Below are 12897 nucleotides of genomic sequence, written 5' to 3' on the forward strand. Positions count from 1 at the left end.
GCAACTCGACCAACGGTGATGGCGTGATCGTTGACCCGAACGGCTCGATCAATACCTCGGGCAACGGCTCGACCAACATCTCGGGCAACTCGACCGACGGAAACGGCACGGTGATCAACGGTGACATCAACACCAGTGACAACGGCACGACCAACATCAGCGGCAACTCGACCAACGGTGATGGCGTGATCGTCGACCCGAACGGCTCGATCAACACGTCCGACAACGGTACGACAACCATTGCCGGCAATTCGACGAACGCCACTGGCGTGGTCGTGGACCCGAACAGCTCGATCCACACCAGCGGCAATGCGACGACGGTCATCATCGACAACGGCAACATCACGGTCATTACCAGCAACGGTAAGGACAATGGCGGCAACACCGAAAACAACAGTGGCAACGGTGGCGCAACGGGCAGCTCGCACGGCGGCTCCGGCGCAACGGTGGCCGGTGTGCTCGGTGGAATCGGCATCGTTGGCGGAGTGAACTACCTGCTCGCGGCCCACTTCGCTCACTGGTATCTGGAGGAGGCGCAACCGCTGACGCTGGAATCGGGCGATGCCGTGTTCTGGGCCGACGCGACGCTGGACCAGGTGACGATGGACGAAGCCACCAGCTCCGCCGATGCAACGCTGATGACCCGTGCGGGCGAGCTGTTGCGTCACATGCAGTACCGTGATGGCGCCGACGGCGTGAAGCACTTCGCGTTCGAAGACAAGTCGTCGAAGACGAAGGCCGACCTGTCGGTCAACATGCAGACGCACGAGTTCTTCTATACGGAGAGCGGCCTGAAGGACGGCAAGCCGTATGTCGTGAAGGCGCACGGTTGGCTCAAGCATGGACTGGGCGGGACGAAGGCGGCAAAGACGGCGAACGCGGCCGATGCCGGCAAGGCAGCGGCCCCGGCCAAGGCAACCGCCCAGTCGGGCAGCTGATCCCGGAGGGCAAGCCGGTGAACGCATGCATGACGCGTCCACCGTGCGAGCCAGGGCAAGCGTACTGAGCCACTCTCAACCCGGGCGATCGCCCGGAAGATGTTTGGCGTAATGCGCGGCAGCCCGCTTCAGGAGAAGCAAGCCCTAAAGTCCGGCCACGTGCCGGACTTCAACAACATGGTCAGCCACGTCTGACCGGGATGGCCCGCTCGGCTCACGCTGATCGGGCCATTTCTTTTTGCGCGGAACCATTCCCGCAAATAAATTCATTCACCGCAATCCGACCCGCATTAAGCACATTCGCAATCCCAGCGAATTCGAATTTTTTCTAATTCAATCGCTACCCGATTGCGGTCAAATAGTGACCACAAGGCGTGGTTCAACGGCCAGGCGGCAATGCCATCACGGACGATGCCAATCAACACCGATTCATCGGCTGATGCATCGACGCAACCAGCGTCCCCTCTCTACATTCCCCACCGCAATCGCTTCCTTTGTCGCGATCGCTAATTTCCCAAAAGAAACGTTCATGCAGAAGTTCATATTGAATGCGGCACTGTGCCTTCTTCTCGGCATCCTCGCGGCCTGTGGCGGCGGTGGCAGCAGCGCCGACAACTCAACTTCAACCAGCCAGCCATCCGGCAAGAACGGACCAGCGCAAAACCAGATAGCAGTGACGGTCGGCCCCAACGCGTATAACGCAAGGAACATGCTCTACACGTCAGTGATCATCTGCGTGCCGGGCACGTCGAACTGCCAGACCATCGACAACATCCAGGTCGATACGGCATCGAATGGCCTGCGCGTGATGGCGTCCGCGCTGACGCTTCCTCTGCCGCCAAGCACGGCCGCGGCGGGCGGCACGTTAACGGAATGCTCAATATTCGGCCCTGGTGCGGCATGGGGACCTGTCGTCAGCGCGGACATCAAGCTGGCCGGCGAGATCGCCGCGAACGCGCCGATCCAGCTCGTCGCCGATCCGTCCTTCGCCGGTTCCGCCAGCGCTCAATGCGCTTCCAACGGTGTCGCCAACCTCGACACACCCGCCGCCATGCACGCCAATGGCGTCCTGGGCATCGGCATCCACACCAACGACTGCGGCGCGAATTGCGCGTCGTCCACGAGTTCCGGCCAGTATTTCGGGTGCCTCGCCAATGCGAGTTCGTGCGCGCCTTCGACGGTCCCCGAAAGCAGTCAGGTGGCGAACCCCATCAGCCTGTTTGCGACGGACAACAACGGCGCGTCGATCAGCCTTCCCAGCGTCCCCGCAACAGGAAGCAGCACGGTGACGGGCACATTGACATTCGGCATCGACACGCAGGCAAACAACGCTTTGGGGTCAGCGAAAATCTATTCCGTCGACAACTACGGCAATTTCGTCACCGTTTTCAATGGCAAGACGTTGACGGCCTTCCTCGACAGCGGCTCGAACGGGCTCTTCTTTACGGACGATATCCCGCAGTGCTCGGGAAATTCTTTCTATTGCCCGTCTTCGACGCAAAGCTATTCCGCTGTGATTCAAGGGCGCAACGGAAACAGCACCACCGTCGACTTCAACGTCGCCAATGCCGTCACGATGACAGGGAACGGCATGTACGCAATGGACAGTTTCGCTGCCGACGCCGGCATGCCAACGCTTTTCGACTGGGGCTTGCCGTTCTATTACGGCCGCACGGTTTTCATGGCGATAGCGGGAAAGAAAACAGCGGAAGGCGTCGGCCCATTCGCTGCGTTCTAGCGCTTCGGTCTGGTTCGATCCGGTTCAATTCGCCGGCAAATTAGAACTTCTTCTATTCGATCCGCGCGGCCGAAATCCTAGTATTTCTCCCGACGGTTCGACGCAACCCGAACTGCCCCATCCATTCAGGCGGAAGCGGATCACATTGCCAGCTCGCCGCCTCGCCCTTCCTGAGGCACACGACCATGACTTTCAGCATCAACAAGTTTGAGTACCTTTGTTTTCGCCGCGACAAGGAGCCGGCCAGCCGCGAACTGCTGAAGCTGCTGAAACTGCTCGACGACAATTATGGTTATCTCAAGGGAGTCGATGGCTGGGCGCAGTCGGGAGAGGCGCGCGACATTCTCGACGATCATCTGCTGTCACGTCTCGCGGCGGCGATCACGGCCCTTGTCAGCGACCCCTCGTATCGGTTCTCAGAAGAAGGCTTCAAACGGGTCCAGCCATTCCAGCGCTGGCTTGCCGGAATCTTCGCCGCGAGCCCGTTCCGCAACGCCGATCACATTCTGCGTTCGTTCGGGTGCGACGAGGAAGCGCGCAACTCGCTCCAATTGCGCAACGAGGCGCTGCGCAAATTCCAGCTCTTCTATCTGCCCGAGTCGGAGGTTCGCCTCGATTGGGACGCGCTGTGGAATCTCGACAAGACGGCCGCTGCGGGCCTCGCGATGACGATCCTGTCCTCGCGCTTTCTCGCCACCCCGTCCGCGCATCAGAAGCGCGAACTGATCCTGCGCTGGTTGCCCGACAAGCTCGATCAGATCGAAAGCCTCGACTCGCTGCCCACAGGCGTGCTGCACTCGATGTACATGCACTGTAGCTACGCGGACTTGCCCGGCAAGCACGACATCAAAAAGCCGATCAACACGCTGATTCGCCGCAAGCTCGCGAGCCTCGGCCTGCAAGACGTCCAGCGCAAGGCCGTGCCGGTGATGGACGGCAAGCCCGTCGTGCTCGTCGTGCTCGAATGGTTCTCGAAGAATCACTCGATCTACCGCACGCACTCGCAGACGATGGTCGCGATGCGCGACAAGTTTCATCTCGTCGGCATGGGCTTCGAAGACCGCGTCGACGACTCGGGCCGCGAAGTCTTTCACGAGTTCATTCCGTTCAAGGGCAACGCTCTCTGGGAGAACGCGCGCCAGGTGCGCGAAGTCAGCGAAGAACGTCAGGCGCAGATGATGTATATGCCGAGCGTCGGCATGTTCCCGATCACGATGGTGCTCGCATGTCTGCGCGTCGCGCCGATGCAGCTGATGGCATTGGGCCACCCCGCTACCACGCACGGCCATGCGATGGATTATGTCGTGGTCGAAGAAGACTACGTCGGCGACGAAGCGTGCTTCAGCGAAAAGCTGCTGAAGCTGCCCTCCGACGGCATGCCGTACCGTCCGCCCGCAGCCATGCTCGAACTCGATCTGCCCAGCAAGCGCGCGACGAAATCGGGCCCCGTGAAAATCGCCGTCGCCGGTACGACTATCAAGCTCAACCCGCGCTTCCTGCAGACGTGCGCGGACATCGCCAACGAAGCGTCCGTACCCGTCGAGTTTCATTTTCTCGTCGGCCAGGCAACAGGCGTGATCTATCCGCAGGTGTGCAGCCTGGTGCGCCGCATGATGGGCGACAAGGCCGTCGTGCACAAGCACCAGAACTACGCGAACTACATGAAGGTGATCGCGGAGTGCGACCTGTTCCTCAACCCGTTCCCGTTCGGCAACACGAACGGCATCGTCGATACCGTGTGGGCGGGTCTCGTCGGCGTGTGCAAGACGGGGCGCGAAGTGCACGAGCATATCGACGAAGGGATGTTCCGCCGCCTGGGCTTTCCGGAATGGATGATCGCGAAGACAAACGACGAATACAAGGCCGCCGCGCTGCGTCTGATCGACAACCCGGCCGAGCGTCGCGAACTGGCCGGTCAAGTGGCCGGTCCGAAAGCCGTCGAGAAGCTCATTTTCACAGGCCGCCCGGAGATTCTCGGCGAGCGCATGCAGGCGCTGTGGGAAGAACGGGTTCGCGCAACACGTCCAAGCGAACCGTCGACGGAAGAGCCCGCAGAAGCGTTGCCGCTCGCATGACGGTTCCTTGCTGACAGTTCGCGGATCAGCGCATCGCCGACATTCATTCCATTCGATACAAAGCCCGGCCACGTGTCGGGCTTACTGCTTCCGGCCGCAAACATCGCGCGAGGCAACGCCGCAGCATAGCGGCGTATGCGGCACCCTGTCGCAGCAAAGCCGCCCTCACCGCTCGCTCAGATTTTTTCTCCAACGACGCAACTTTAGAACTTCTTCTATTCGATTCCAGAGACCAAAAAATTAACCTTTGCATCGTTGGCCCTGCGCAATCCTGAGTGAGCAAAACACCAGAGCGCAACGTCTGGGCGTTTTGTTCAATGCAAGGATTAGTGGGTAATGTCGGCGCGCAAAAATAATCTTGGTATCACCATCGGACACACGCTCTGCGCGGGCTCGCTGATTCTGGCGGGACTGGTGAATGCAGAGCCTGTTGCAACCGTAAGCGCGAGTCCCGTCGCGCAAGCACCCGTCACGGTGAAAGTGGTGCCCGCAGGTGGCGGAGACGCAATCGTCGTCACGCAGTTGATGAACGCTGAAATAAGCAAGCTCGGCAGCGCTCCGAAAACACTCGACGAAGTCAACCGCTGGTCCGACGTGCTCACGGCCGCGATGCGTCAGGGCGGCTTTCCCATCGCCACCGTGCTGATGACCGACGACGACTGGCGCATCGCGCAGAACGGCGGCGTCGCGAAATTCACGGTCTTTCCCGGTCGCATCCGGCAGATCACGGTCAAGAACAAGTCGCGCGTCGCCGATGCACGCCTTCAACGTCTGATCACACACGCACTGTGCGGCAAGGAAACGATTGAAGGCGTGTGTCTGTTGCGCACCGCCCGGCTCGAACGCACGACGGAATTGCTCCAGGACGTGCCCGGCGTCGCGATCGAAAGCGCGCCGCATTTCGCGCCGGGTGCGGACGTCGGCGACGCGAACGTCGTGTTCAGCATCGCGGAATTGGGCAAGCCTGTGTCGGCTGACCTGATCATGGACAACAAGGGCATTCCGTCGACGGGCTCTTACCGCTTCGGTATGACGGCCTCAGCGAACAACTATTTCCGCGCGGGGGAGAGCTACGCGTTCACGCTGATGGCCACCGACAAGAAGATGTGGACGGGCTCGATCACGGGCAGCATGCCCATACTCGACGACGGTCTGCGCGTGACGGGCGGCTTCACGCGTCAACAGTACTCGATCAACACCGTGGCAGCGATGACGGGCGTCGCGAATGTCGCGCAGGCCGGCGTGCTGTTTCCGTTCACGCGTGGACTCGACCGCAACGTATGGGGCGGCGTTTCGCTTCTGCACAGCCAGACGGGCGTCGACATGGGGCCGGGCTATCCGAGCCAGCACAGCAAGATCGATTCGGTGCAACTGTTGATGCAGGCCGACAACGGCGATCGCGCCAAACAACTGCGCACGAACATCTGGAGCGCGCAAGGCGCGCTCACGCTCGGACACGAGCGCAACGACTCCTTCGCCGACGACGTCACGCATGTCTCCGGCAACTACGCGAAGCTGACGGCCAACACATTCGCGACGTATGGCCTCAACCCGAGCGGCGACCTGTTCCTGTCCGGCCGCGTGAACGGGCAACTGGCAAGCCGCAATCTCGACGCCAGCGAAAAGCTCGGCATCGGCGGGCCGGACGCCGTACGCGCCTACCGCGCAGACGAAGGTTCGCTCGACGACGGCGCCGTGGTCAATCTGGGGCTCTACAAGCGCATTCCCGTCGCTGTCGGTCATCAGCTTCAGGCTGGCGTATTCACCGACTTCGCTTATGGCCGCGTCAATCATTCGCCGTGGCCGAACTGGGAACTGAGCTATCCCGGCGTCCCCGGCGTCACGAATAGCCGCCTGCTTGCAGGCTACGGCCTGAGCCTCGACTGGCTCACGCCGATCGGCGCGACGGTTTCCGCGTCTGTTTCGAAGCCGTTCGGATTCTCTTCGCCTTCATGGGTCGACCCAGGCAAGAAGCCCGTTCAGTACTGGCTGTCGGTCACATGGAATCACTAACCGGTTCACTCGCGCGCCCCTGAAGGCGAGCGGTCCTCATCTCATCGTATTCATCAGGAAGAAGATCATGAAATTCAGCATCAACAAGTTCGAATATCTCTGCTACCGCCGCGACTATGAAGGGGCGAGCCGCGAACTGATCAAACTGCTCGCGAAGATCAATCAGAACTACGGCATTCTGATGGATGTCGATTGCTGGGCGCAGTCGGGCGAAGCGCGCGACATCATGGACGACCATTTGCTGATTCGCGTCACGTCCGCGATTACGACGCTGATGACCGACCCGTCGTTCCGCTTCTCCGACGCGGGCTTCAAGCAAGCCGTCGTCTTTCAGCGCTGGCTGGCGGGTCTGTTTGCCGCGAGCCCGTTCCGCAACGGCGACCACGTGCTGCGCTCGCTGGGGACGAACGAGGAAGCGCGCAACGCCATTCAGCTTCGCAACGAGTACATCCGCAAGTTCCAGCTGTTCTACATGCCGGAATCCGAAGTGCGTCTGGACTGGGACGCGTTGTGGAATTTCGACAAGATCGCGACGGCCAGCCTCGCGACGACGATCCTGTCCTCGCGCTTCCTCGGCACGCCGTCCGCGCACCAGAAGCGCGAACTGATCCTGCGCTGGCTGCCCGAACGTCTCGACCAGATCGAAAGCATCGACGCGTTGCCCATCGGCGTGCTGCACGACATGTACATGCACTGCAGCTACGCGGACTTGCCCGGCAAGCACGACATCAAGAAGCCGATCAACACGCTGATCCGCCGCAAGCTCGCGAGCCTCGGCCTGCATGACGTGCAGCGCGCGGCTGCGCCCGTCGTGGACGGCAAGCCCGTCGTGCTCGTCGTGCTCGAATGGTTCTCGAAGAACCACTCGATCTACCGCACGCACTCGCAGACGATGGTCGCGATGCGCGACAAGTTCCATCTGGTCGGCATGGGCTTCGAAGGACGTGTCGACGATGCGGGCAAGGCCGTGTTCCATGAGTTCATCCCCGTGCAGGGCGCCAATCTGTGGGAGAACGTCCGCCACGTGCGCGAAGTCAGCGAAGCGCGTCAGGCGCAGATGATGTACATGCCGAGCGTCGGCATGTTCCCGATCACGATGGCGCTCGCATGTCTGCGCGTCGCGCCGATGCAGCTGATGGCATTGGGCCACCCCGCCACCACGCACGGCCACGCGATGGATTATGTCGTGGTCGAAGAAGGCTATGTCGGCGACGAAGCGTGCTTCAGCGAAAAACTGCTGAAGCTGCCCTCCGACGGCATGCCGTACCGTCCGCCCGCAGCCATGCTCGAACTCGATCTGCCGCGCAAGCGCGCGACGAAATCGGGTCCGGTGAAAATCGCCGTCGCGGGCACGACGATCAAGATGAATCCCGGCTTCCTGCAAACGTGCGCGGCGATTGCCAACGAAGCATCCGTGCCCGTCGAGTTCCATTTCCTCGTCGGCCAGGCAACGGGTCTCACGTTCCCGCAAGTGCGCAACCTCGTGCGCCGTTTGATGGGCGACAAGGCCGTCGTGCACAAGCACCAGAACTACGCGAACTACATGAAGGTCATCGCCGAATGCGACCTGTTCCTCAATCCGTTCCCGTTCGGCAACACGAACGGCATCGTCGATACGGTGTGGGCAGGTCTCGTCGGCGTGTGCAAGACGGGACGCGAAGTGCACGAGCATATCGACGAGGGCATGTTCCGTCGCCTGGGCTTCCCGGAATGGATGATCGCGAAGACCACCGAAGAGTACAAGGCATCCGCACTGCGCCTGATCGACAACCCGAGCGAGCGTCGCGAACTGGCTCGCTCGCTGGCGGGTCCGAAGGCCATCGAGAAGCTCATTTTCAAGGGCCGCCCGGAGATTCTCGGCGAGCGCATGCAGGCGCTCTGGCAAGAGCAGATCGAAGCCGCGCAAGTTTCGAAGGCAGCGTGAGGCGATCGTGAAAGAGACGAGCAAAGCAGCGCTGCGCCGCTCGCGCGAACCCGTGTTCGTGCAGCGGTATTTCTCCGGCGAGGGTGTCGATATCAGGCCGGGCGCCGATCCTCTGAGCGCTCACATGCGCCTGTTTCCCCGCGTGCGCCGGATCGTTCCGCACGACAATGCAGTGAAGATCACCGGGCTGCAAGACGCGTCGATGGACTTCGTGCATGCGAGCCATTGCCTCGCCGATCAGGAGCATCCTCGTCAGGCATTGGCCCGTTGGCTCGACCTGCTGAAGCCGGGCGGCTATGCGATCGTCACGGTGCCCGACGAAGACCTGTACGGCAAAGGCGAATGGCCGAGCCGCTTCAACCGCAATCACAAGGCGAGCTACACGGTCCACAAGCCGTCGAACGCACTGCCCAGGTCCATCAACGTGATCGATCTCGTGCGCGAGATGTCGCACGTGGCGGAGTGCGAGCGTATCGCGCTCGTGCGCGAACACTACGACGACGAGCGCCGCGAAGTCGATCAGACAGCGCACGGCGTCGCGGAATGCGCGATCGAGATCGTGCTGCGCAAACGTGACGTTCCTTCACTGGGCGCACAACTGGAGGCGGCATCGCGCGCGCGCAGCGTCAGTGAGAGCATTGCCGCATGCAAGGACGCGGTCCGGTTGTATCCGTATCGCTTCGAAGCCTATCACCGCACGATGATCGAAATGCTGCGCTGGAACGTGCCTGAAGAAGCGGACGCGTTTTTGGCTCAGGGTGTCGAGCACCTGCCCGGCGAGCATATGGCGCGCCTTTATCGTGCGTTGCATGCGATTTCGCGCGGCCAGTTGCAGCAAGGTTTCGTTTGGCGCGAGGCCCTGATGGCCCCGATGGGCTGGAAGCGACGCACCACCGTTGAACCGCCGTCGACGGTGCCGGCATGGACAGGCCAATCGCTCGCTGGAAAGAGCATTGCAATCTGGAGCGAGTTCGGTTTGGGCGACGAGATCTTCTTTCTGCGCTTCGCGAAGATCTTCCGCGAACAGTGTGGCGCGCGGCGTGTGACCGTCGTGTGCCAGACGCCGCTGCTCGATCTCTACAAGGCGTCGTGCGAGCCGGATGACGTGCTCAGCGTCGAGCAGATCGGCGCATTGCCGGCGCTCGACTACTGGGTGTTTCCGCATGCGATTCCCGCGCATCTGCCGCTCGACCTGGAGGCGTTGCCCGCGACGGTTCCGTACCTGCACGCGCCGCGAGGCACGCCTTCGAAGCTTCCTCAGGTCGGTGCGGACAAGCTGAAGGTGGGCATCGTGTTCAAGGGCAATCCCACGCACGAGAACGATCATCAGCGGTCGATGCCATCGCTCTCCGCGCTCGACAGTCTGTTCATGCTCGAGGGCGTCGAGTTCTTCAGCCTGCAAAAAGGCGCGGGAGCCGACGAGGTGGCGGACTACGCGAAGAAGCTGCCGAATTTCCACGACGTCGGCGTGAGCCTGAACACGATGGCCGAGACGGCCAGCGCAGTCGAGGCGCTCGATCTGGTGCTGACCGTCGATACGTCCGTCGCGCACGTCGCGGGCGCAATGGGCAAACCCGTGTGGCTGATGCTCCCGTCATATGGCGACTGGCGCTGGCACTACACGCGCGAAGACAGTCCGTGGTATCCGACGATGCGGCTATTCCGCCGGCCCTTCGGATGCGACTGGTCGGAAGTCGTCGCGCGTATCAATGGTCACATGCTGCAGCTGATCGCCGAAAGAACGGAACGCAAGGAGTAAAAACATGTTCGGACACTCTGTCGACAAGATGTTCAGTGGGTTGTTTCTCACTGCAATCGTCACCCTCACGATCCTGATGGTGATCCCTGCGTTGCCGGCTCCCGCATTGAATGGCAGCCTGGGCGCGCGGCAGATATTGATCGGCGTCGGCGCGGCCGCATGCATCGTGTTTCCGCGCCCGCTGCTGCTGCGCACGTTGCTGCGGGATCGCCGCAGCCCCTTCCTGCTCGATCAGGATATCGACAGCATGCTGATCGGGCGCGCGATGGGTCTGGTGCTCGGCGTGACGGCGAGCCTCTGGATCTTCAATCTGCTTCGCTGATTGCGCAGCGAGTGAAATTCGAATGAATTCGATATGCGCCCGCTCGCCTGACAGTTAACGTTCATACGGTCTTGAAAGGAGAGTCAAATGCCTTTTTTCCGCGAGCTGACCGATGAAGAGTGGGAGCGCGTTTCGCGACTGCTGCCGGAGTTGCGTCCCCGGCCGGCTTCGCGTGGCCGGCCATTGGCGAACACGCGCGCCGTGCTCAACGGCGCCTTGTGGGTCATCGTTCACGGCGCGACATGGGCCAGCATGCCGCGTCGATATCCTCCCTACCAGACGTGTCACCGGCGCTTCATGGCATGGCGCGATACGGGCGTGTTTCAGAACGTATTCGAAACGCTATACGGTGAGGACTGTACCGCCTTGCATCGTGAAATGGGTGCGCGGATACGCGCGCCGATACCCGCGCCGTCCGGCGTGGCCAATACAAAGCCCCCCGCGTCAGCGATCTAGCAGGCGCATCGTTGCGCGGGCCCGAGGCATCGGAATTGTTTAAATAAAATCAAAAACTACTCATGCATATAGCGATATTGCAGAGCGATGCCGCTCTTGCAAAGCATCTGGAAGTCAGCCTCGTCGATGCAGGTCATACGTGCACGCGCCAGGAAGATGGCTTGAGCATGTTGCGAATGTTGTCTCGTTCTTCCGTCGACCTGCTGGTGCTCGACTGGCGTGTTGGACGGCTTTCCGGCGCAGACATGTTGAGGAATATCCGCGCGACGGGCGACACGCGTATGCCCGTCATATTCGCTTCCCGGGACAACTCGGACGAAAGCGCAATGCGAGCGCTCACGCTCGGCGCGGACGACTACATCGGACTGCCCGTCAATCTTTCGCTGTTCCGGCTTCGCGTCGATGCGCTGTTGCGCCGTTCCTACCCGCAGACAACCGACGACACCGAGTATCAGCTCGGCCCCTATCGATTCAATCGAAACCGCCTTATGGTCTCGTTCCAGGGAGAGAGCGTGACCTTGTCGGATACGCAATTCCGCGTGGCCGAACTGCTGTTTTCGAACATCGGCCGCTTGCTGTCGAGAGACCATATTTTCGCCACGATATGGGGACGGGAATTCGTCGAAGCGACGCGAACGATCGACAGCCACGTATCGAGGATAAGGAGCCTGCTGAAAATCGACGGCAGTAGCGGATTCGAAATTCAATCGGTCTACAAGATCGGATATCGGCTGACGGACCTGAGAGCCGCCAATGCAGACGTAGTCGTCCCCTAATGGACTCTCGCGATCAGGTTGTCAGGACGGAATACATGCGCGTCGCCATTCTTCAGCGCGACCTCGCTCAAGCGAATCTGCTCGAGCAGGCAATTATCGAAACAGGTCATTGCTGCCTGAAGTTTACTGACGGCCTCAGTCTGTCGGCCGCGCTCGGCAAGTCCAATGTGCATCTGGTGGTGCTCGACTGGCATGCATCGGCGCTCTCGGGCGCGGACCTGCTCAGCTCATTGCGGTACGTGCGAAGCGACCGGCTGCCCGTCATATTCGCGTCGGCGGATGTCTCCGAGCAGAGCGTGGTGCGCGCGCTCGCTTGCGGCGCCGATGACTATGTCGCGCTGCCATTGCGGCGCGCGGAATTCCGCGAACGGCTAAGCGCAGTGCTTCGCCGGGCTTATCCGGAAGAAACGGCGCAGCGCGAGTTTCGCGTCGGGCCATACGAATTCGAATCGTCGCGGCAAATGGTCAAGGTCGACGGTATTCCCGTGCTCCTCTCTCTCACTCAATATCGCCTCGCGTTGATGTTCTTCTTGAACCTCGACAAGGTGTTGTCGCGCGAGCACATCTTCTCTGTAGTGTGGGGCCGGGAACTCAGGGCGCCGACTCGCACGATCGACAGCACCGTATCGAAGCTACGCGTGCTGTTGCAGATAGAAGAGAAACATGGCTTCCGCCTGCAGCCCGTCTACAAGAACGGGTATCGGCTGATGCGGTTGAAGAAGATGCACGGCGAGACCTTGATCCCGATTCTCGCCGCCGCATAGCGTTTCAGCCTCGACGTGGCGCTCCGGACGAGCGGGCGCACTGTACACAAAGGCCTCATCAGCGAGGCAACGTTTTACTGCCCGCACGGCGACGGCACGCTCCGCTTACCTGAACCGGCTCGCACACCCATT

The 12897-nt window shown here is 61.2% G+C and carries 9 protein-coding genes and 1 pseudogene; all 10 read left to right on the forward strand.

What is annotated here, in order from left to right:
- A pseudogene (locus BN2476_RS46605) lies at positions 1-938 on the forward strand (hypothetical protein); the annotation flags it as partial.
- A gap of 238 nt (positions 939-1176) precedes the next feature.
- Entirely contained in the window at positions 1177-2676 is a 1500-nt protein-coding gene (locus BN2476_RS27735) for a DUF3443 domain-containing protein (RefSeq protein WP_143811056.1), read from the forward strand.
- A 185-nt stretch (positions 2677-2861) separates the two neighbouring features.
- Positions 2862-4751, forward strand: coding sequence for a peptide transporter (locus tag BN2476_RS27740; protein WP_087737425.1), 1890 nt, complete (start codon positions 2862-2864; stop codon positions 4749-4751).
- Between the two features lie 336 nt (positions 4752-5087).
- The gene (locus BN2476_RS27745) at positions 5088-6764 is read left to right on the forward strand and encodes a ShlB/FhaC/HecB family hemolysin secretion/activation protein (RefSeq protein ID WP_087737426.1); all 1677 of its coding nucleotides are present in this window, start codon (positions 5088-5090) and stop codon (positions 6762-6764) included.
- Positions 6765-6831: 67 nt separating this feature from the next.
- Positions 6832-8688 carry a peptide transporter gene (locus BN2476_RS27750; RefSeq protein ID WP_087737427.1) on the forward strand — a complete coding sequence of 619 codons (1857 nt, stop codon included), beginning with the start codon at positions 6832-6834 and terminating at the stop codon, positions 8686-8688.
- A 7-nt stretch (positions 8689-8695) separates the two neighbouring features.
- A complete protein-coding gene (locus BN2476_RS27755; RefSeq protein WP_087737428.1) occupies positions 8696-10447 on the forward strand; it encodes a methyltransferase domain-containing protein in 1752 nt (583 codons plus the stop codon).
- A 4-nt stretch (positions 10448-10451) separates the two neighbouring features.
- The gene (locus tag BN2476_RS27760) at positions 10452-10769 is read left to right on the forward strand and encodes a hypothetical protein (protein ID WP_087737429.1); all 318 of its coding nucleotides are present in this window, start codon (positions 10452-10454) and stop codon (positions 10767-10769) included.
- An 87-nt stretch (positions 10770-10856) separates the two neighbouring features.
- Positions 10857-11225, forward strand: a complete 369-nt coding sequence (locus BN2476_RS45745; protein ID WP_143811057.1) for a transposase — start codon at positions 10857-10859, stop codon at positions 11223-11225.
- A 62-nt stretch (positions 11226-11287) separates the two neighbouring features.
- The gene (locus BN2476_RS27770; RefSeq protein WP_087737430.1) at positions 11288-12001 is read left to right on the forward strand and encodes a response regulator transcription factor; all 714 of its coding nucleotides are present in this window, start codon (positions 11288-11290) and stop codon (positions 11999-12001) included.
- Between the two features lie 35 nt (positions 12002-12036).
- Positions 12037-12765, forward strand: a complete 729-nt coding sequence (locus tag BN2476_RS27775; protein WP_087737528.1) for a response regulator transcription factor — start codon at positions 12037-12039, stop codon at positions 12763-12765.
- The last annotated feature ends 132 nt before the right edge of the window (positions 12766-12897 follow it).

The sequence above is a fragment of the Paraburkholderia piptadeniae genome, assembly GCF_900007165.1.
Taxonomy (GTDB): Bacteria; Pseudomonadota; Gammaproteobacteria; order Burkholderiales; family Burkholderiaceae; genus Paraburkholderia; species Paraburkholderia piptadeniae.